We start from the raw sequence: 20,856 nt of genomic DNA on the forward strand, positions 1-20,856 counted from the left end.
ACTTTTGTTAAAATGCACACAATTTCACCTCTGGCCGTCACTGTTCCTTCATTTCTATGTTAAAGCGTCTTTTTATCTGCCTGCTGATGGTCTGTGCAGGCGTCGCGCAGGCGAGCCTGCTCGGCAATGACCCCGTTCCCGCGCAATATATGCAAACCACGGAAGATGCCGCCATCTGGGCTAAAGTGGGCGATAACGTGCAGACTGTCGGCACGATCCGCGAAGGGCAACTGCTCGCCGTTGTCCCGATTGCCGCCGACTATTATGAATTCCGCTTCGGTTTCGGCACCGGTTTTATCGACAAAAATCACCTGACCGACGTGCAGGGCAACAACCGGGTGAAAGACAGCCTGGGCGATCTCAATAAACCGCTCAGCAACCAGAATTTGCTGACCTGGCGGGATGTTACTCTCTATAACGAGCCGGACATCAACAGCGCGCCGCTCGGCACGCTCGCGCAAAACCTGCGTTACCCGATTGTCGGCAAACTGAAAGACCGCCTGAACCAGACCTGGTATCAGATTCGCATCGGCGACCGGCTGGGCTATGTCAGCAGCCTGGAGGCGCAGGAGGATAACGGCATTCCGGTGCTGACGTATCACCATATCCTGCGTGATGAAGAGAACACCCGGTTTCGTCATACCTCCACCACGACCTCGGTGCGCGCGTTCAGTAACCAGATGACCTGGCTGCGCGACCAGGGCTACGCCACGCTGAGCCTCTACGATCTCGACGGCTACGTGCATAACCGCGCTAATCTGCCCGCCCGCGCGGTGGTCATTACCTTCGACGACGGCCTGAAATCGGTGTATCGCTACGCCTATCCGGTGCTTAAAGAGTATGGCTTTAAGGCGACGGCATTTATTATCTCGTCACGCATTAAGCGCCACCCGCAGCCGTGGGCGCCAAAATCGCTGCAGTTCATGAGCGTGTCTGAGCTGAAGGCGATTCAGGACGTGTTTGATATTCAATCGCACACCCATTTTCTGCACCGCACCGACGGCGCGCATCATCCGATCCTGCTAAGCCGCACGTATCACAATATTCTTTTTGATTACAAACGCTCGCGCCGCGCGCTGGGCCAGTTCAACCCGCACGTGCTGTTTCTCTCGTATCCGTTCGGCGGTTATGACGATAAAGCGGTGAAGGCGGCGGGCGACGCCGGGTTTCATCTGGCGGTGACGACGGTGAAAGGGAAGGTGAAGCCGGGTGATAACCCGTTCCTGCTAAAACGCCTCTATATTCTGCGCACCGACTCGCTCGAAACCATGTCGAAAATCATCAGTAACCAACCACAGGGATAAAAAAAGCCCTCGCGAGGAGGGCTTTATCTGCCGGGACGGGGCGCTTACGCCACCTGCACCGGCACCGCTTTGGCGAGACGTTTCATCTCGTTGTCGCCGTCAAAATAGGCGACTTTCGGCTGCCAGCTGCGCGCCTGCTCATCCGGCATGGTCACATAGCTTGCGATAATCAGGATATCGCCGACATCCGCGCAGTGGGCTGCCGCGCCGTTGACCGAAATGATTTTCGAGCCGCGCTCGCCCGCGATAGCGTAAGTCGAAAAACGTTTCCCGTTGGTCACGTTGTAGATATCAATAGCTTCATATTCCAGAATGCCCGCGGCCTCGAGGAAATCCTGATCGATGGCGCAGGAGCCTTCATAATGCAGGTCCGCCTGAGTAACTTTGACGCGGTGCAGTTTGCCCTGCAACATGGTGCGAATCATAACTTGAACCCTGTTTACCAGAATGTCGTCAGCGCCGGGCGGTGACCCGGCGCCAGGAATTTATCCCGGGCAGTATTGCCCTTTTTAACCATGCTGTCTACTGGGCTAACTCCACGGTCTGATTGTCGATTAACCGCGCCTGACCAAGCCATGCGGCCATCAGGATCACCGCCCGTTTGCTTGCAGGCGAGAGCGCCAGCAGCGTGTCGGCATCGCGGATTTGCAGGTCGTCGGGGCGGAAGCCTTTCTCGCTGAGTTCCTCGCGTGCCGCGGCGATAATCGCCTCCAGATCGCGCTCGCCTGTGCGCAGTTTCTCTGCCATCGCATTCATCACTTTGCTCAGGCCCGGCGCGATTTTGCGCTGGTCACTGGTGAGATAGCCGTTACGCGAACTGAGCGCCAGACCGTCTTTAGCACGCACCGTCGGCACGCCGATGATATCGATGTCATAGCCCATATCGGCGACCATTTTGCGGATCAGCGCGAGCTGTTGATAATCCTTTTCACCGAAGCAAGCCACGTCCGGCTGAACCAGGTTAAAAAGCTTGCTGACGACGGTGGAGACGCCGCGAAAATGTCCCGGACGGCTCGCGCCTTCGAGGATGGTTGAAATGCCCGGGACATCGACAAATGTCTGCTCGCCCATGCCCTGCGGATAGACTTCTTCTGGGGTCGGGGCGAAGACAATATCCGCGCCGCGTTTTTTCAGTTTTTCACAGTCTTCCTGAAGCGTGCGCGGGTAGCGCGCAAGATCGTCGGCGCGGTCAAACTGCATCGGATTAACGAAAATGCTTACCACCACCGCATCGGCATGGGCTTTCGCCTCATCCACCAGTTTCATATGGCCATCATGAAGATTACCCATCGTCGGCACCAGTGCGATGCGTTTGCCTTCCATACGCAGGCGGCGGATATGCTGACGCAGCAGCGGTAAGGTTTCAATAATCAACACAATCAAGACTCCTGTAGTGAAAACAATATGCTTGTGTGAATAGCTCCGGGCATGACGATACGCACAATACGCGGTCATCACAATGCCTGACATCGGGTTTACGCCAGGTTAGGGCAACGACGCGTGGCAGCGATGCGGCAAGCGTCATGTTACCGGAGTAGAGGATGTATCTATTCAAATCACAAATAGTAAAGCGAAGTCATTGCGGGTTCCGTTAACAGAAGTTCGCCGCCGAATATAAATATAATGAATGTATTCGCCTGCTATTTAGCCTGAAATAGTTTTATTGATATTTTGAGGTTATATTTCAACGCATCATCCGTGAAGAAGTGAAAATAATCTTTGCTAGAATTGTGCGGATGCGGTGAAAAATAGTTGTTATTTGCGGCGTGAATGTTTTTAACCACGCCGCGCTCACGTTTTTCTGCGCATCAGTCAGACGGACAGCTTCTCCGTCGGTATAATTCTATATAGTGAGGACCCTTTATGAAAAAAGTAGCTGGGATGCTAATTTTATCATCCCTGTTTATCTCTCAGGCATTGGCGCAGGTTAGCGTCAGTGATAGCGATGCACAGGTCCATATTTTTGGTACGCTAAATACGGGTTACGAGACATCCTGTGCCGTAGGACTTAGCCAAAGCGCCATTAATTTTAATACTTCTGTTGATGACCTTGGAGACCAGAATAAAGTCTACACTGGAGGTACAACGTTAATGCTAACAGTCAGCAATACGGACTATTGCCGTTCTCAGGTTGAAAATAATCATATTTTCTTCAGGTTCACCGGTGAAAAAGACAATGCCAGCGGCACGGTCCTTGCGAACAATAGCACCAGCGAAGATGCGGCTAAGGGTATTGGCGTTGCGACTTACAACACCGACGGTATTCCGGTTGCTATCAACACCGGCACGCTTCGCGCTGTTTTACCTTTCACGAAATTTAAACTGGGCATGGTGAAATTGCACAATCAGGATGTAGTGCCTGGCGATTATCAGGGAACCATGACGATTGAAATTCAGCGTCTGTAAGGAAACGCTGATAATAAAAAGCGGCACATAAGCGCCGCTTTTTTGTGATTAATTGAAACTGTGCTCAGCTCCCGGATAAACGCCGGACTCCACTTCTGCAATATACTCACGTACCGCCGCACGCATATCACCCGCTTGCGCCAGAAAGTTTTTGGCAAATTTGGGGATATGGCCGCCAGTAATGCCGAAGGCGTCATGCATCACCAGAATCTGCCCGTCCGTCACGTTGCCTGCGCCGATGCCGATAACCGGAATTGAAAGCGCGCTGGTAATGCGCTGCGCCAGCGCGACCGGCACGCATTCCAGCACCAGTAGTTGCGCGCCTGCGGCCTCCAGCGCTAACGCGTCGTCCAGCAGCGTCTGCGCAGCGGCGTCATCGCGACCCTGCACTTTATAACCGCCGAAAATATTCACCGACTGCGGCGTCAGGCCCAGATGGCCACACACCGGCACGGCGCGCTCGGTCAGCATGCGTACCGTGTCAGCAAGCCAGCGGCCACCCTCAATTTTCACCATATTGGCACCTGCGCGCATCACGGCGGCGCTGTTTTCAAACGCCTGTTCTGGCGTGGGGTAGGCCATAAACGGCAGGTCTGCGAGCAGCAGACAGTGCGGTGCGCCGCGACGCACGGCACGGGTATGGTAGGCGATATCGTCTACCGTTACCGGCAGGGTGGAGTCGTGTCCCTGGACTGTCATGCCCAAAGAATCGCCGACCAGCATGACGCCAATCCCTTCTTCTTCAAAGAGTTTCGCAAAACTGAAATCGTAGGCGGTAATGGTGGCGAACTTCTTGCCCGCTTCCTTCAGGCGTCGCAATTGAGAAATGGTTGTCGGTTTCATGGGTGTCCCGCAAACAGAAAAAAAGCAGTGTAAACGATGCGATTGCGGGAGGATACTGCGCGGAAATGCGAAGAGGAAGTTTTTGCTTTACCAGTGGCGAATTGCTGAACAATCAAGGCGTTCAAGCACCTCAGCTACGCATTCGCCATCCGGGAAGCGCAGCGCGGGCGCGATCTCTGCAAGCGGCAGCAGCATAAAGGCGCGGTTTTTCATGTCGTAATGAGGAACCGTCAGCCGTTCGGTGTGTATCGTCTCGTCGCCAAACAGCATGATGTCGAGATCGAGCGTGCGCGGCCCCCAGCGCTCCGCCTTACGCACCCGTCCCTGTTGCAGCTCGATGCGCTGCGTATTATCCAGCAATGCCTCCGGTGCGAGCGCGGTTTCCAGCGCGACAGCGGCGTTGAGGTAATCAGGCTGATCCTGCGGGCCCAGCGGTGGCGTGCGGTAAAACGGCGAGGTCGCCACGATCCGGCTGTGTGGGATCTGCGCCAGCGCGGCCAGCGCGTCATTCACCTGAGAAAGCGGCTCGGCGAGATTGCTGCCGAGCGCGATATAGGCAAGGGTCACGCGCTGCCCTCGCGGCGCGGAGCGCGGCGGCGGGGACGACGCTGACGACGGCGTTCAGCCGGTTCGTCGCCCAGATCGGTGAGCATATTTTTTTGCAGCGGCGGCGCGGCGGACTGGAATTCGCCCCACCAGTTCGTCAGGCGTTGCAGCTCGCCGTTGTTCTCGGCTTCGGCGCGCAGCGCCAGCAGATCGTAGGCGGCGCGGAATTTCGGATGCTCCATCAGCTTCCAGGCGCGTTTGCCCTGACGGCGCGACAGGCGCAGCTGCAACATCCAGATATCACGAATAAGCGTGGTGATGCGTTTCGGGATCGCGAGCGAGCGGCAGGCTTCGTCCAGCACGTCGTTCATCGCCAGCGCGAAGGCGTCGTAGTAGGCAAGCCCGCTCTCCTGGGCGATTTTCTGCGCCATTTCGAGCTGCGGATACCAGTACATGGCGGCAAACAGGAACGCCGGGTTCACGCGCATGTCGTTATGAATGCGGTTATCGGTGTTTTTCAGCACCTGCGTGATAATGCGCTCCATCGGGCTGTCACCTTTCTCGGTGAAATAGCGGCTAATGCCCGGGAACAGCGGCTGGAACAGGTTATATTCGCACAGCAGGCGATACGTGGCGTAACCGTAGCCCGCCTGTAACAGCTTTAAGGATTCTTCAAACAGACGCGCCGGCGGCACATCGTTTAACAGCGTGGCGAGGCGCGGAATCGGCTCGCCGGTCTCCGGGCTGATGCGCATATCAAGCTTGGCGGCGAAACGCACCGCGCGCAGCATACGCACCGGATCTTCGCGGTAGCGGGTTTCCGGATCGCCAATCAGACGGATAATGCCGTCATTCAGATCGTTAAGACCGCCTACGTAATCGCGCACCGTGAAATCGGCCACGCTGTAGTAAAGGCTGTTGATGGTGAAGTCGCGACGCTGGGCGTCTTCTTCGATAGAGCCGAAGATGTTGTCGCGCAGCAGCATGCCGTTCTGGCCGCGCTGTGACGTGGCGCGATCGCTCACGCTCTCTTCATGATGGCCACGGAAGGTGGCGACTTCGATGATTTCAGGGCCGAACATAACGTGCGCCAGACGGAAACGGCGGCCAACGAGGCGGCAGTTGCGAAACAGCTTGCGCACCTGATCCGGCGTGGCGTTGGTGGTGATGTCGAAATCTTTCGGTTTTTTGCCAAGCAGCAGATCGCGCACACCGCCGCCCACCAGCCAGGCTTCATAACCGGCTTTGTTCAGGCGGTACATCACTTTGAGCGCGTTCTCACTGATATCTTTGCGGGAGATAGTGTGCTGTTCACGCGGGATAATGGTTATGGCGGGCTGTGCGGCGCCTTCGTCAACCACGCTCTCCTCGCGGTTTAACACCTTACGGCAAAAATTAGCGACTCGGGTAAAAATGGTGCACCTCGGTAGTGTCAGTCTCTGGACAAAAAACAGCGGCTAATATAGCTCAGCGCAACGCATTTGAGAATGCCGGATTCGCGGCCACCGCCGCAGGCACCGCGCTGAGATCCCATTTTTCCACCGCATTACGCAACAGCGTTTCGGTGGAAAGCGCGCGCCAGTCGTCATCGACCGGCTGATTTAAGAACCCCAGCGCGGCGGCCAGCACCGGACGCGGATCGCCCTCGGGCAGCGGCGGCGCGTGATTCTGCTTGGATAGTTTATTGCCGTCCGGGTTGACCACCAGCGGCAGATGCACGTAATCCGGCGCCTGCCACCCCAGTTGCTGATAGAGCGAAATCTGGCGCACCGTCGGCGCGATAAGATCCGCCCCGCGTACGATTTCCGTCACGCCCTGGAAGTGATCATCCACCACGACCGCCAGGTTATAGGCGAACAGCCCGTCGCGGCGATGAATAATAAAATCTTCGCGCGCGAGCGCCGGGTCGGCAGCGAGTTCGCCACGCAGGGTATCGGTGAAGGCCATCACCGGATGCGTCTGCAGCAGGCGCACGGCGGCGTTTTCCGGGCCGAGGCGCCGCGTGCGGCAGTGGCCGTCATAGACGCCGCCCATCTGCTGAATGCGGCTGCGCGGGCAGGTGCAGTAGTAGCTCAGCCCGTGCTCGCGCAGGTATGTTAGCGCCTCGCGGTAGGCGTCGTGGCGTTGCGACTGGTACAGCACCTCGCCGTCCCAGTGCAGGCCGTAGTGCTCAAGCTGGCGCAGGATCGCGTCGGCGGCGCCGGGCACTTCGCGCGGCGGATCGATATCTTCAATGCGCACCAGCCAGGTACCCTGCGAGGCGCGGGCCTGCAGATAACTGCCGAGCGCGGCGATAAGCGAGCCGAAATGCAGTTCGCCGGAAGGAGAGGGGGCAAAACGCCCGATATAAGGTTTAACAGACATGGCGATGGCGGACATAAAAGAATACGGCGGGAAATCCCGCCGTAAGTGTTATTAATGTGTGTCGGTGATTAGCCGGCCATCTGTTTTTCGCGGATTTCGGCGAGCGTCTTACAGTCGATGCACAGATCGGCGGTCGGACGCGCTTCGAGGCGACGGATACCGATTTCAACACCGCAGGATTCGCAGTAGCCGAAATCTTCGTCTTCCACTTTTTTCAGCGTTTTTTCAATCTTTTTGATGAGCTTACGCTCACGGTCACGGTTACGCAGCTCAAGGCTGAATTCTTCTTCCTGGGCGGCACGGTCTACCGGATCCGGGAAGTTTGCAGCTTCATCCTGCATATGGGTTACGGTGCGATCGACTTCATCCCGGAGTTGATTACGCCATGCCTCAAGAATACGCTTGAAGTGCGCCAGCTGGGCTTCGTTCATATACTCTTCGCCCGGCTTCTCCTGATACGGCTCCACCCCAGCGATGGCGAGAATACTCAGGGACGATGTTTTACGGTTTTGCCCTTCTTGCATGTTGCTTCTCCTTAACACGCACTATCGATCCCCTTCTCGGGGGAAAAATCAGGCCGCTATAAATAACAGAAGCTTTTCAGGATAGCAATTATCTAAACGTTACACTTGACAACCCTGTGAGGAAAAGCGTATTTGCGCACGCGGCCGTATCATTATTAGTCGATTGCGGATCAACTGGTTATAAGCGAACCGGCAAAGGCGACGTCAGCGTTATCTCACTGGCGGAGAGCGAGGCCTTCCAGGCCAGGACTTCCACCCCCTTGCGCTGCGCCTCGCTTAAGAGGTCGGCGTAGCGTTCATCAATGTGGCGTGCCGGAGCGACCTGCGTAATGGCGGAGTGCAGCACGGCGAACAACAGCACGGCGCGATCCCCGTTTTCCACTACGCTCATCAGCTCCCGTAAATGCTTCTGACCGCGCGCGGTCACCGCATCCGGGAAGTAGCCTGAATCCGGCTCCGACAGCGTCACGGATTTCACCTCAATATAGCAGTTAACCTTGTCACTCGCCTGTAACATGAAGTCAATTCGGCTGCGCTCCGCGCCGTACTTCACTTCGCTCTTCAGGCTCTCGTAACCGGCAAACGCAGGCAGCCGCTGCGCCTGTAGCGTCTCTTTCACGACGGCGTTCGCCCGCAGCGTATTCACGCAAATCAACGCGCCCTCACGGGTCTGCGTCAGCTCCCAGGTGTGCGGGTATTTGCGCGTCGCAACGCTTGAGGTGGAATACCAGACGGTATCCCCCGGCGTCGCGCAGCCGGTCATCGCGCCGGTGTTCGGGCAGTGCAGGGTCAGGGTTTCGCCTTGTGGCGTAACCACATCGGCAAGAAAGCGCTTATAGCGCGCAATCAGCCGGGCCGGTTGCAGGGCGGGCGTAAATTCCATGTCGCTTCCTTATGGGTTAAGAGACCAGCGCTCCAGCGGCTGGTAACGGGTACGTCCCTTTTCAAAACGCGACTCATACAGCACAAATTCCCGCGCGGCAAGCGCCCAGCCAAACCCTGGCGGCGGCAGCCTGACCGGGTGCTGAGCGTTACGCAGTAATGTGACATGCGGATGAAAGGGCTGCGCGCTTTGTGGGCAACCGCTGCGCGCGGCCTGCGCGCGCAGAAGATTCGCGAGCTGCAACAGGCCGCGCGGCGGCTGGCGCGAGCCCAGCCAGACCACCTGCGAGCGGGGCCAGTGGCCCGCGTCATCAAGATGCAGCGTAAATGCCTGCTGGCTGATACGCCCGGCGAGCGCGCTGAGCGTGCGTTGCTTCTGCGCGCTGACGTCGCCTAAAAAAGCGAGCGTAATATGCAGATTAGCGGCGGCGATGGGCCTGCCCGCGTCGGGCGCGAAGGTCTCGGCGCGCCATTCCATGATGTGTTGCTGAAGCTCGGCGGGCAGAGGCAGCGCGAAAAACAGCCGTTTCTGGTCTGACATAGCGGTAACTCGTAATGATCGGGGGAATGCTACAATGCGTGCCTTTCATAGTAACCCCCTGGAGCCTGTCGTGTCGTCTTTACCGGTCGCCGCCGTTTTGCCTGAACTACTCAACGCCCTGAAGCTCGCGCCTCAGGTACTGCTTAGCGCCCCGACCGGCGCCGGGAAATCGACCTGGCTGCCGCTGGAGATCCTGAAATCCGGCGTCGTCGACGGGAAAATCATCATGCTGGAGCCCCGGCGGCTGGCGGCGCGCAACGTGGCGCAGCGGCTGGCGGATCAGCTTGGCGAGCCGTGCGGCGAAACCGTCGGCTACCGCATGCGCGCCGAGAGTTGCACCGGCCCGGCCACCCGGCTGGAAGTGGTGACCGAAGGCATTCTGACGCGGCTGCTGCAGCGTGACCCGGAGCTGTCCGGCGTGTCGCTGGTCATTCTCGATGAGTTCCACGAGCGCAGCCTGCAGGCGGATCTCGCGCTGGCGCTGCTGCTCGATGTCCAGCAAGGGCTGCGCGAGGATCTTAAGCTGCTGATCATGTCCGCGACGCTCGATAACGATCGTCTCCAGGCGCTATTGCCGCAGGCGCCGACGGTGGTGTCCGAAGGGCGCAGCTTTCCGGTGACGCGGCGCTACCAGCCGCTGCCGACGCATCAGCGTTTTGATGAGGCTGTCGCGCAGGCGGTCAGTGGGCTGCTTCGCGAAGAGGCGGGCTCGCTGCTGCTGTTTTTGCCGGGCGTGGGCGAGATCCAGCGGGTACAGACGCAGCTTGCAGAACGCGTCGGGCGCGATGTGCTGCTCTGTCCGCTCTACGGCGCACTGCCGCTCGCCGAACAGCGCAAAGCCATCCTGCCCGCGCCGCCAGGCTTTCGCAAAGTGGTGCTGGCCACCAATATCGCGGAAACCAGCCTGACCATCGAAGGCATCCGGCTGGTGGTGGACAGCGCGCAGGAGCGCGTGGCGCGCTTTGACGCCCGCACCGGCCTGACGCGACTTATCACCCAGCGCATCAGCCAGGCCTCAATGACCCAGCGGGCCGGTCGCGCCGGGCGTCTTGAGCCGGGCATCTGTCTGCATCTCATCCCGAAAGAACAGGCGGAGCGCGCAAGCGCGCAGGCGGAAGCCGAAATCACCCAGAGCGATCTCTCCGGGCTTCTGCTGGAGCTGCTGATGTGGGGCTGTCGCGATGTCGCCGAACTCAACTGGCTGGATCTGCCGCCTGCGGTGAACCTTGCCGCCGCGCGCCAGCTGCTGACCACGCTTGGCGCGCTGAAAGATGGCCAACTGACCGCGCGTGGACGCCAGATGGCGCAGCTCGGCAACGATCCGCGGCTCGCGGCGATGCTGGTCAGCGCGCAGGGCGCGGACGCCCAGGCGACGGCGGTGCGGCTCGCCGCTATTCTCGAAGAGCCGCCGCGCGGCACGGAGACGGATTTGCGCGGCGCGCTTTCCAGAAGCCAGGGCAACTGGCAGGCCCGTAGCGTGCAGTTGATGAAGCGGCTGAACGCGAAAGGCGGCGCGCCGTCGCTGACGCTTGCTCCCTCGCTGCTGGCTGGCGCGTTCAGCGACCGCATCGCGCGGCGTCGCGGCGAAGAGGGGCGTTATCAGCTCGCCAACGGCATGGGCGCGATGCTCGATAAAGACGACGCGATGACGCGCTACGAATGGCTTATCGCGCCGCTGCTGTTGCAGGGCAGCCACAGCGCCGACGCGCGGATTTTACAGGCGCTGCCGCTGGACATCGACGCGCTGATTGCTGATTGCCCGGATCTGTTGCGCCAGCGCGACTCGCTGGAGTGGAACGACGAACAAGGCACGCTGCGCGCGCAGCGCCGCTGGCAGGTCGGCCAACTGGTGCTGAAAACCCAGCCGCTTTCAAAACCCTCCGAAGAAGAACTGCATCAGGCGATGCTCAACGGCATTCGCGAAAAAGGGCTTTCTGTTCTTAACTGGACGCCGGAGGCCGAACAGCTGCGCCTGCGTTTACACTGCGCGGCGCGCTTTCTGCCGGAACACCCGTGGCCGGACGTGAGCGACGAGGCGCTGCTGGCGTCGCTGGATGTCTGGCTGCTGCCGGAACTGCGCGGCGTTCACTCGTTGCGTGCGCTGAAAAACATCAATCTCGCCCAGGCGCTGCTGCATTTACTCGACTGGCAGCAGCGGCAACGGCTGGATAGTGCGCTGCCGGGGCATTACACTGTGCCGACCGGCAGCCGGATAGCGATTCGCTATCATGAGGAAAACCCACCGGCGCTGGCGGTGCGCATTCAGGAGATGTTTGGCGAGGCGGAAACACCGGTTATCGCTGAAGGTCGGGTGCCTCTCACGCTCGAACTGCTTTCACCCGCCCAGCGGCCGCTGCAAATCACGCGCGATCTCAGCGCGTTCTGGCGCGGCGCCTGGAAAGAGGTGCAGAAAGAGATGAAAGGGCGCTACCCGAAACACGTCTGGCCGGACGATCCGGCTAACGCGCTGCCAACCCGGCGCACCAAAAAGTATCAGTAGCGGCGGCGATGCCGTCGCGATGATTTGAGAGCTTTCTTCTTCCGCCTGCGGGCGGAAGAGCCAAGAATCTGGCCTTTGCGCCTGTATGTTGTGGAGAAAAAGCATGGCGGGGAATGACCGCGAACCTATTGGACGCAAAGGACGACCGACGCGTCCGGCAAAACAGAAGGTAAGCCGTCGTCGTCTCAGGGAAGAGGATTATGACGATGAGTATGAAGACGAAGACGATGAGGAGCCGATGCCGCGTAAGGTAAAAGGCAAAAAAGGCAACGGCGGAAAACCGCGCGGCAAACGCCGCTGGCTGTGGCTTCTGTTAAAGCTGTTTGTGGTTTTTGTGGTGCTGTTTGTTATCTACGGCGTTTATCTGGATCAAAAAATCCGCAGCCGTATTGATGGCAAAGTCTGGCAGCTGCCGGCGGCGGTCTATGGCCGTATGGTCAACCTTGAACCGGATATGACCATCAGCAAGCAGGAGATGGTGAAGCTGCTGGAGGCGACGCAGTATCGTCAGGTGACGAAAATGACGCGCCCTGGCGAGTTTACCGTTCAGGCCAACAGCATCGAGATGATCCGCCGTCCGTTCGATTTCCCGGACAGCAAAGAAGGGCAGATCCGCGCGCGCCTGGAGTTTGACGGCGACCATCTGGCCACGATTGAGAATATGGACAGCAACCGCAACTTCGGTTTCTTCCGCCTCGATCCGCGTCTGATTACGATGCTCTCGTCGCCGAACGGTGAACAGCGCCTGTTTGTGCCGCGCTCCGGCTTCCCGGACCTGCTGGTGGATACGCTAATCGCCACCGAAGACCGTCATTTCTATGAGCATGACGGCATCAGCGTTTACTCCATCGGGCGCGCCGTGCTGGCGAACCTGACGGCGGGTCGCGCGGTGCAGGGCGGCAGTACGCTGACCCAGCAGCTGGTGAAAAACCTGTTCCTGACCAACAAGCGCACGCTGTGGCGTAAAGCCAACGAAGCGTACATGGCGCTGATCATGGACGCGCGCTACGGCAAAGACCGCATCCTTGAGCTCTATCTCAACGAGGTCTATCTCGGTCAGAGCGGCGACGATCAGATTCGCGGCTTCCCGCTGGCGAGCCTCTACTACTTTGGCCGTCCGGTTGACGAGCTGAGCCTCGATCAGCAGGCGCTGCTGGTGGGCATGGTGAAAGGCGCGTCGCTCTACAACCCGTGGCGTAACCCGAAACTGGCGCTGGAGCGTCGTAACCTGGTGCTGCGCCTGTTGCAGGAGCAGAAGGTCATCGACCAGGAGCTCTACGACATGCTGAGCGCCCGTCCGCTCGGGGTGCAGCCGCGCGGCGGCGTTATCTCCCCGCAGCCAGCGTTTATGCAGATGGTGCGTCAGGAGCTGCAGTCGAAGCTTGGCGATAAAGTCAAAGATCTCTCCGGCGTGAAGATTTTCACTACCTTTGATTCCGTGGCGCAGGACGCAGCGGAAAAAGCGGCGGTGGAAGGCATTCCGGCGCTTATCAAACAGCGTAAGCTGAAGGATCTGGAAACCGCGATGGTCGTGGTGGACCGCTTTACCGGCGAAGTCCGCGCGATGGTGGGCGGCGCGAACCCGCAGTTCGCGGGCTATAACCGTGCGATGCAGGCACGTCGCTCGATTGGCTCGCTCGCGAAACCGGCGACCTATCTGACGGCGTTAAGCCAGCCCAACACCTACCGCCTGAACACCTGGATCGCCGATGCGCCGATCTCCCTGCGCCAGCCGAATGGTCAGGTGTGGTCGCCGCAGAATGACGATCACCGTTTCAGCGGGCAGGTAATGCTGGTGGACGCGCTGACGCGCTCCATGAACGTGCCGACGGTGAACCTCGGGATGGCGCTGGGTTTACCGGCCGTGACCGAGACCTGGAAAAAACTCGGCGCGCCGGAAAACCAGCTGCACGCCGTGCCGTCGATGTTGCTTGGCGCACTGAACCTGACGCCGGTTGAAGTGGCGCAGGCGTTCCAGACCATCGCGAGCGGCGGCAACCGCGCTCAGCTGTCCGTGCTGCGCTCGGTTATCGCGGAAGATGGCAGCGTGCTGTATCAGAGCTTCCCGCAGTCGGAGCGCGCCGTACCGGCGCAGGCCGCCTACCTGACGCTCTGGACGATGCAGCAGGTGGTACAGCGCGGCACCGGGCATGCGCTGGCGGTGAAATTCCCGAAACTGCACCTGGCGGGTAAAACCGGCACCACCAACAATAACGTTGACACCTGGTTTGCCGGTATCGACGGGCGTGAAGTGGTGATCACCTGGGTGGGCCGCGACAATAACCAGCCGACTAAACTCTACGGAGCGAGCGGCGCGATGGCGATTTACCAGCGCTATCTGAGTAATCAGTCGCCGATCCCGCTGGATCTGACGCCGCCGGAAGATATTGTCGACATGGGCGTCGATGATATGGGCAATTTCCTTTGCGGCGGCGGCATGCGCACGCTGCCGGTCTGGACCAGCGATCCGAACACGCTCTGCCAGCAGAGCCAGCCGGTCGCGCCGTCGGGCAATCCGTTCGAGCAGTCCGCGCCGCAGCAGCCGCAACAGCAGCAACAGCAACAGGCGCCGCAGCAGGAAGAGAAGAGCGACGGCGTCGCGGGCTGGATTAAAGATATGTTCGGCAGCAACTGACGTCCCGTTCGGGAACACAGGGCTTAGCGCCTCTCCGGCTTCGGCGGGAAGAGGGCTAAGCCCTTTTTATTTTCACCGCGAGTTAAAGGGCCGGTAACGTTCCGGCATCCCCTGATTAACCGGATAATCGCTTCTGGTGAGGAATTGGGCCATTGGCGGCCCGCGCTGCGCCAGGCGCTTGCTATATAAACAGCCTTTCGCATATTATCTCGGGCGCATAATAATAATTCTCGTTTACGTTATCATTTGTCACTTTCACGCAGAGAAATTAGCATGGCGCGTTCTACTCACACTCAGATCAACACCAGGATTTGCAGACTGGCGGTTTTCGTCGCCACGGCATGCGGCGGCTTTGCTGCCTCCGCCGTTGCCGCTGACCACGGTCAGAAAGAGGAAACCATTACTGTTTCCGCTTCCGCAGCCGCGCAGGAGAGCGCCTGGGGCCCGGCCCCGACCATTGCGGCGAAGCGTTCCGCAACTACCACCAAAACCGATACGCCGATTGAAAAAACGCCGCAATCTGTTTCGGTTGTCACGCGGGAAGAGATGGACACCCGCCAGCCGACAACGGTCAAAGACGTGTTAAGTTATACGCCGAGCGTCTTCGCCACGCGCGGTAGCTCCTCGACTTACGACGTCGTGACTATTCGTGGTTTTACGACGTCGACGACGGTGAACACCAACCAGTATCTCGACGGCATGAAGCTTCAGGGCAACAACTATTCTGAAGTCTCTATGGACCCTTATTTCCTGGAACGCGTTGAACTGATGCGCGGGCCGACCTCCGTGCTCTATGGCAACAGCAACCCTGGCGGGATCGTCAGCATGGTTAGCAAACGCCCGACTACCGAGCCGCTGCGCGAAGTGCAGTTCAAGGCTGGTTCTCATAACCTGTGGCAAACCGGTTTTGATTTCAGCGACGCGATTGACGACGCTGGCGTCTGGTCCTATCGCCTGACCGGATTGGGCCGCAGCCAGAATGCCCAGCAGGAGATGGCGAAATCGACGCGTTATGCCATTGCGCCGTCCTTTAGCTGGCGTCCGGATAACCAAACTGATTTCACATTCCTGAGTAATTTCCAGAGCGATCCGGACGCGGGATTCTACGGCTGGCTGCCGCGCTCCGGCACGATTGTCCCTTATTACGACGCTAACGGTAAGGCGCATAAGCTGCCGACCGATTTCAACGAAGGTGAAGAAAACAACAAGATGTCCCGCCGTCAGCAGATGGTCGGCTACAGCTTCTCACACGCCTTTGACGATACCTTCACGGTGCGCCAGAACCTGCGTTATAACCGCGTACATACGCTCTATCGCTCGGTTTACGGCAACGAGTTTAAAGCACCGGCGACGATTAACCGTGCGTATGTGCGTTCCGATGAAGACATGAATGCCTTCAGTGTCGATACGCAGTTGCAGTCTGATTTCGCGACGGGCGCTGTAGACCATACGCTGCTGACGGGCGTGGATTACTCCCGCATGCGTAACGACATTAACGCAGACTACGGCACTGCCAGCTCGCTCAACATGCTGGATCCGCAGTATGGCAACCCTAACGTTAACGTTAACTTCCTTTATGATGTGATTAACCGTCAGGAGCAAACGGGCCTGTATGTGCAGGATCAGGCGGAGTGGAATAAGTGGGTGATGACCTTAGGCGGTCGTTACGACTTTGCGAAAACGTCCACCTATACCCGTTCCTCCGGCGCGCTTGCTGAGATTAACGACCAGCAGTTCACCTGGCGTGGCGGCATTAACTACCTGTTCGATAACGGCGTTTCCCCATACTTCAGCTACAGCGAATCCTTTGAACCGGTGTCGGGTTCAAGTGCCAGCGGCAAGCCGTTCGACCCTTCGCGCGGGAAGCAGTATGAAGCTGGCGTAAAATATGTACCGAAAGATATGCCGGTCGTGTTGACGGCGGCGGTATATCAGCTCACCAAAGACAAAAATCTGACGGCCGATCCGGCGAATAATCTCTTTAGCGTTCAGGGCGGCGAGATCCGTTCCCGTGGCATTGAACTGGAAGCAAAAGCCGCGGTGTCAGCCAACGTCAACGTGACCGCGGCTTACAGCTTTACCGATGCGAAATACACGCATGACACGCTCTTTGAAGATAAGCGTCCGGCGGAAGTGCCGCGTAATATGGCCTCGCTGTGGGCGGATTATACCTTCCACGATACCGCGCTGAGCGGGCTGACAATCGGCGCTGGCGGCCGTTATGTCGGGAACACCGTAAGCTACTATGCCTATGGCGATAACAAAGACAAACCGTTCAACGTTGCAAGTTACACCGTGGCGGATGCGATGGTGAAATACGATCTGGCGCGCTTAGGCCTGCCGGGATCGTCTGTCGCCTTAAACGTCAATAACCTGTTTGACCGCGAGTATGTCTCTAGCTGCTACAAAGATTACGCATGCTACTGGGGCGCGGAACGTCAGGTAACGGCGACCGCAACATTCCGCTTCTGATCCGTCTTCGGGCACGCTTTGCGTGCCCTTCAACAAGTTGGCTATCATGCAGGACAAAACTTCCCCGCCCGATGCTGGTTTTTCTTTAAAAGATCTCTCTTTCCGTGTGCCCGGACGCACGCTGCTTCACCCCTTGTCGCTCACCTTTCCAGCGGGCAAAGTCACCGGGCTTATCGGCCACAACGGCTCCGGCAAATCCACGCTGCTGAAAATGCTTGGCCGTCACCAGAAACCCTCCGAAGGCGAAATTTTTCTCAACGGTGAACCGCTGGCGGGCTGGAACAGCAAGGCGTTCGCGCGCGAAGTGGCGTATCTGCCGCAGCAGTTGCCCGCCGCCGAAGGGATGACGGCGCGCGAGCTGGTGGCGATTGGTCGCTATCCGTGGCACGGCGCGCTTGGCCGCTTCGGCGCACAAGACCGCGAGCGGGTGGAAGAGGCGATAAGTCTTGTTGGGCTGAAGCCGCTGGCGCACCGGCTGGTGGACAGCCTCTCCGGTGGCGAACGCCAGCGCGCGTGGATCGCCATGCTGGTGGCGCAAAACAGCCGCTGCCTGCTGCTTGACGAACCGACCTCGGCGCTGGATATCGCTCACCAGGTGGACGTGCTGGCGCTGATTCACCGCTTAAGCCAGCAGCGCGGCCTCACGGTTATCGCTGTGCTGCACGATATCAACATGGCGGCGCGCTACTGCGATCATCTGGTGGCGCTGCGCGGCGGCGAAATGATAGCCCAGGGCAGTCCGCTGGAATTAATGAACGGCGAGACACTACAGCAAATCTATGGCATTCCGATGGGCATTCTGCCGCATCCGGCGGGCCTGGCACCGGTGAGCTTTGTCTGCTGATGCGTGATGTTCTCTCAACGCCTTTTAGCCGTCGGCGTCTGATGACGGCGATGGCGCTCTCGCCGCTGATGTGGCAGATGGCCAACGCGCGCGCGGCGACGGTCGATCTTAAACGTATTGTGGCGCTCGAATGGCTGCCCGTCGAACAGCTGCTGGCGCTCGGCGTGACGCCTTACGCGGTGGCGGACGTGCCGAACTACCGGCTGTGGGTCAACTCTCCGCCGCTGCCGGACTCGGTTATCGACGTCGGCCTGCGCACCGAGCCGAATCTCGAACTGCTCACCCAGCTAAAGCCGTCGCTGATGTTCTGGTCATCCGGCTATGGCCCGGCAGAGGCGCAGCTTAAGCGTATCGCGCCCGGCATGGGCGTGACCTTTACCGACGGCAAAGCGCCGCTGTCGATGGCGCGTCAGTCGCTGCTGGCGCTGGCGGAGCGGCTGGGTCTTCAGGCGGGCGCGAAAGCGCATCTCGATGCGTTCGACCAGTTCCTGGCGCGGATGAAGCCGCGCTTTGCGGGGCGTGGCGGACGGCCGCTGTTGATGATGTCGCTGCTCGATGCGCGCCATGCGCTGACCATCGGCACCAACAGCCTGTTCCAGCCGGTGCTGGACGCGGTCAACGTGCCTAACGCCTGGCAGGATGGCACAAACTTCTGGGGCAGCGCGATTGTCGGCGTCGAGCGGCTCGCGCAGTTTAAAGACGCCGATGTTATCTGTTTTGAGCATGGCGACGATCAGGCGATGCGCCAGCTTGCCGCCACGCCATTGTGGCAGGCGATGCCCTTTATACGCGCAGGACGCTTTCAGCGCGTGCCCGCGGTCTGGTTCTACGGCGCGACGCTCTCGGCGATGCGCTTTGGCCGGGTGCTGGATAACGCGCTGGGAGGCCGGGCATGAAGCCACGTCATCTGCTTTTCCCGGCGCTGCTGCTGGGGCTGTTGTTCGCGCTGGCGCTCGGCCTGAGCTGGGTCAACCTCACCGCCTGGCTGCCGCGCGCGCAGTGGCGCGAGGCGCTGTGGCAACCGGATATCGACGCCATTGACCAGATGCTGTTCCACTACAGCCTCCTGCCGCGTTTTGCGGTGTCGCTGCTGGTGGGCGCGGGACTGGGGCTGGTGGGCGTGCTGTTCCAGCAGGTATTGCGTAACCCGCTGGCCGAGCCGACCACGCTTGGGGTGGCGACCGGCGCGCAGCTTGGCGTCACCGTCGCCACGCTCTGGGCGTTGCCCGGCGGCGTGCTGACGGGGCAGTTCGCGGCGCTGGCGGGGGCCTGCGTCGTCGGGCTACTGGTGTTCGGCGTCGCCTGGGGCAAACGCCTCTCGCCGGTGACGCTGATTCTGGCAGGCCTGGTAGTCAGCCTTTACTGCGGCGCGGTCAATCAACTGCTGGTGCTGTTTCACCACGATCAGCTGCAAAGCATGTTTTTATGGAGCACCGGCGCGCTGAACCAGAACGACTGGAGCGTGGCGGCGCGGCTGTGGCCGCAGCTGCTGGCGGGCCTGCTCCTGACGCTGCTGCTGCTGCGTCCGTTAACCCTTATGGGGCTGGACGACGGCGTGGCGCGCAACCTCGGGCTGGCGCTGTCGCTGGCGCGCCTTGCCACGCTGACGCTGGCGATTGTCATCAGCGCGTTGCTGGTGAATGCGGTCGGGATCATCGGGTTTATCGGCCTGTTCGCGCCGCTGCTTGCAAAGATGCTCGGCGCGCGGCGGCTGCTGGCGCGGCTGCTGCTGGCGTCGTTTATCGGCGCGCTGCTGCTGTGGCTTTCCGATCAATTTATTCTCTGGCTCTCCCGCGTCTGGCTGGAGGTCTCCACCGGCATGGCGACGGCACTGTTTGGCGCGCCGCTGCTGCTGTGGCTGTTGCCGCGTCTGCGCACCATGAGCGCGCCGGAGATGAACGCGGGCGACCGCATTCCGGCGGAGCGCGGCCACCTGGCGCGCTGGACGCTGGCGGGCCTGCTGCTGCTCCTGGGCGTGGCGGCGCTGGCGCTCTGCTTCGGGCGTGATGCCGACGGCTGGGTCTGGGCGCAGGGCGACATCCTGCGCGAGCTGCTGGGCTGGCGCTGGCCGCGCGTGCTGGCGGCGCTGTGCGCGGGCACGATGCTGGCGGCGGCGGGCTGCATTATCCAGCGGCTGACCGGCAACCCGATGGCGAGCCCGGAAGTGCTGGGCATCAGCTCCGGGGCCGCGTTCGGCGTAGTGATGATGCTGCTGTTCGTGCCGGGCGACGCCTTCGGCTGGCTGCTGCCGGCGGGGAGCCTCGGTGCGGCGGCGACGCTGATGATTATTCTGGTTGCCGCCGGACGCGGCGGGTTTTCGCCGCACCGGATGCTGCTGGCCGGGATGGCGCTGAGTACGGCTTTCACGATGCTGCTGGTGATGCTCCAGGCGAGCGGCGATCCGCGCATGGCGCAGGTGATCACGTGGATCTCCGGCTCCACCTACCGCGTGACGCCGCAGCAGGCGCAGAATTCGCTGTGGGTGATGCTGGCGCTGCTGGCGGTAACGCCGCTGTGCCGCCGCTGGCTGACGGTGCTGCCGCTCGGCGGCGATACCGCGCGGGCTGTGGGGATGGCGCTGACGCCGACGCGCGTCGTGCTGCTGTTGCTCGCCTCGGCGCTGACCGCGGCGGCGACGCTGACCATCGGCCCGCTGAGCTTTATTGGCCTGATGGCGCCGCATATTACGCGCATGCTCGGTTTTCGCCGCGCGCTGCCGCAGCTGGTTATCGCCTCGCTGTTGGGCGGTATGCTGATGATGCTGGCCGACTGGGCGGGGCGTATGGCGATGTTCCCGTATCAGATCCCGGCAGGGCTGCTGGCGACGTTTATCGGTGCGCCCTATTTTGTGTATCTGCTGCGTAAGCAGAGCCGGTAGGGAAGGCGGGGGGGCTCGCGGGCGGTTAAACGGTAAGCGCACCCGCGAGCGAGAGAAAATCAGGCGTTTCGTAAATGTAGGGCGGGTAAGCGTAAGCGCACCCGCCACGGTAACAAA

At 60.0% G+C, this 20,856-nt stretch carries 17 protein-coding genes; 8 read left to right on the forward strand and 9 right to left on the reverse strand.

The annotated features are described in order from the left end of the window. The first annotated feature begins 56 nt into the window (after positions 1–56). The gene (locus AFK67_RS03855; protein ID WP_038884781.1) at positions 57–1,304 is read left to right on the forward strand and encodes a polysaccharide deacetylase family protein; all 1,248 of its coding nucleotides are present in this window, start codon (positions 57–59) and stop codon (positions 1,302–1,304) included. 44 nt (positions 1,305–1,348) lie between these two features. On the opposite strand, the gene panD is transcribed toward AFK67_RS03855, so the two are convergent. Both panD and panC read right to left on the reverse strand, forming a co-directional pair. Beyond that, positions 1,349–1,729 (reverse strand): aspartate 1-decarboxylase, encoded by a 381-nt coding sequence (gene panD, locus AFK67_RS03860; RefSeq protein WP_004387652.1) that lies wholly within the window; start codon positions 1,727–1,729, stop codon positions 1,349–1,351. 97 nt (positions 1,730–1,826) lie between these two features. After that, a complete protein-coding gene (gene panC / locus AFK67_RS03865) occupies positions 1,827–2,681 on the reverse strand; it encodes a pantoate--beta-alanine ligase (protein ID WP_007715442.1) in 855 nt (284 codons plus the stop codon). Between the two features lie 486 nt (positions 2,682–3,167). Here panC and AFK67_RS03870 point away from each other — a divergent pair, with 486 nt between their 5' ends. Next, on the forward strand, positions 3,168–3,710 hold the full coding sequence (locus AFK67_RS03870) for a fimbrial protein (protein ID WP_032966711.1): 543 nt from the start codon (positions 3,168–3,170) through the stop codon (positions 3,708–3,710). 48 nt (positions 3,711–3,758) lie between these two features. On the opposite strand, the gene panB is transcribed toward AFK67_RS03870, so the two are convergent. From panB to thpR, 7 genes are all read right to left on the reverse strand, one after another. Then, a complete protein-coding gene (panB, locus tag AFK67_RS03875) occupies positions 3,759–4,553 on the reverse strand; it encodes a 3-methyl-2-oxobutanoate hydroxymethyltransferase (RefSeq protein WP_007715434.1) in 795 nt (264 codons plus the stop codon). Positions 4,554–4,640: 87 nt separating this feature from the next. Further along, a complete protein-coding gene (gene folK / locus AFK67_RS03880) occupies positions 4,641–5,120 on the reverse strand; it encodes a 2-amino-4-hydroxy-6-hydroxymethyldihydropteridine diphosphokinase (protein WP_007715430.1) in 480 nt (159 codons plus the stop codon). Then, complete coding sequence (gene pcnB / locus AFK67_RS03885) at positions 5,117–6,514, reverse strand: polynucleotide adenylyltransferase PcnB (RefSeq protein ID WP_209019705.1); 1,398 nt, start codon at positions 6,512–6,514, stop codon at positions 5,117–5,119. Before pcnB ends, folK begins: the two co-directional genes overlap by 4 nt. 52 nt (positions 6,515–6,566) lie before the next feature. Then, positions 6,567–7,463: a tRNA glutamyl-Q(34) synthetase GluQRS gene (gene gluQRS, locus AFK67_RS03890; protein WP_032966714.1), complete on the reverse strand. Its 897-nt coding sequence runs from the start codon at positions 7,461–7,463 to the stop codon at positions 6,567–6,569. A gap of 68 nt (positions 7,464–7,531) precedes the next feature. Then, positions 7,532–7,987, reverse strand: a complete 456-nt coding sequence (gene dksA / locus AFK67_RS03895) for an RNA polymerase-binding protein DksA (RefSeq protein WP_007749299.1) — start codon at positions 7,985–7,987, stop codon at positions 7,532–7,534. Positions 7,988–8,165: 178 nt separating this feature from the next. Beyond that, positions 8,166–8,870, reverse strand: a complete 705-nt coding sequence (gene sfsA / locus AFK67_RS03900; protein ID WP_038884778.1) for a DNA/RNA nuclease SfsA — start codon at positions 8,868–8,870, stop codon at positions 8,166–8,168. 9 nt (positions 8,871–8,879) lie between these two features. Continuing rightward, positions 8,880–9,410 carry an RNA 2',3'-cyclic phosphodiesterase gene (thpR, locus tag AFK67_RS03905; protein ID WP_007715415.1) on the reverse strand — a complete coding sequence of 177 codons (531 nt, stop codon included), beginning with the start codon at positions 9,408–9,410 and terminating at the stop codon, positions 8,880–8,882. A 70-nt stretch (positions 9,411–9,480) separates the two neighbouring features. Here thpR and hrpB point away from each other — a divergent pair, with 70 nt between their 5' ends. The 6 genes from hrpB to fhuB all read left to right on the forward strand — a co-directional run bounded on the left by hrpB (position 9,481) and on the right by fhuB (position 20,739). Then, positions 9,481–11,910 (forward strand): ATP-dependent helicase HrpB, encoded by a 2,430-nt coding sequence (hrpB, locus tag AFK67_RS03910; RefSeq protein ID WP_007715412.1) that lies wholly within the window; start codon positions 9,481–9,483, stop codon positions 11,908–11,910. Positions 11,911–12,013: 103 nt separating this feature from the next. Then, positions 12,014–14,545, forward strand: coding sequence for a bifunctional glycosyl transferase/transpeptidase (gene mrcB / locus AFK67_RS03915; protein WP_007715409.1), 2,532 nt, complete (start codon positions 12,014–12,016; stop codon positions 14,543–14,545). A gap of 273 nt (positions 14,546–14,818) precedes the next feature. Beyond that, entirely contained in the window at positions 14,819–17,017 is a 2,199-nt protein-coding gene (gene fhuA / locus AFK67_RS03920; RefSeq protein ID WP_007715406.1) for a ferrichrome porin FhuA, read from the forward strand. 46 nt (positions 17,018–17,063) lie between these two features. Then, complete coding sequence (gene fhuC / locus AFK67_RS03925; protein ID WP_038884776.1) at positions 17,064–17,861, forward strand: Fe3+-hydroxamate ABC transporter ATP-binding protein FhuC; 798 nt, start codon at positions 17,064–17,066, stop codon at positions 17,859–17,861. After that, positions 17,861–18,757 (forward strand): Fe(3+)-hydroxamate ABC transporter substrate-binding protein FhuD, encoded by an 897-nt coding sequence (fhuD, locus tag AFK67_RS03930; protein WP_007718059.1) that lies wholly within the window; start codon positions 17,861–17,863, stop codon positions 18,755–18,757. The genes fhuC and fhuD overlap by 1 nt, the downstream gene beginning before the upstream one ends. Then, a complete protein-coding gene (gene fhuB / locus AFK67_RS03935; RefSeq protein ID WP_007718061.1) occupies positions 18,754–20,739 on the forward strand; it encodes a Fe(3+)-hydroxamate ABC transporter permease FhuB in 1,986 nt (661 codons plus the stop codon). The genes fhuD and fhuB overlap by 4 nt, the downstream gene beginning before the upstream one ends. Positions 20,740–20,856: the final 117 nt, after the last annotated feature.

The organism is Cronobacter dublinensis subsp. dublinensis LMG 23823 (genome assembly GCF_001277235.1).
GTDB classification, from domain to species: Bacteria; Pseudomonadota; Gammaproteobacteria; order Enterobacterales; family Enterobacteriaceae; genus Cronobacter; species Cronobacter dublinensis.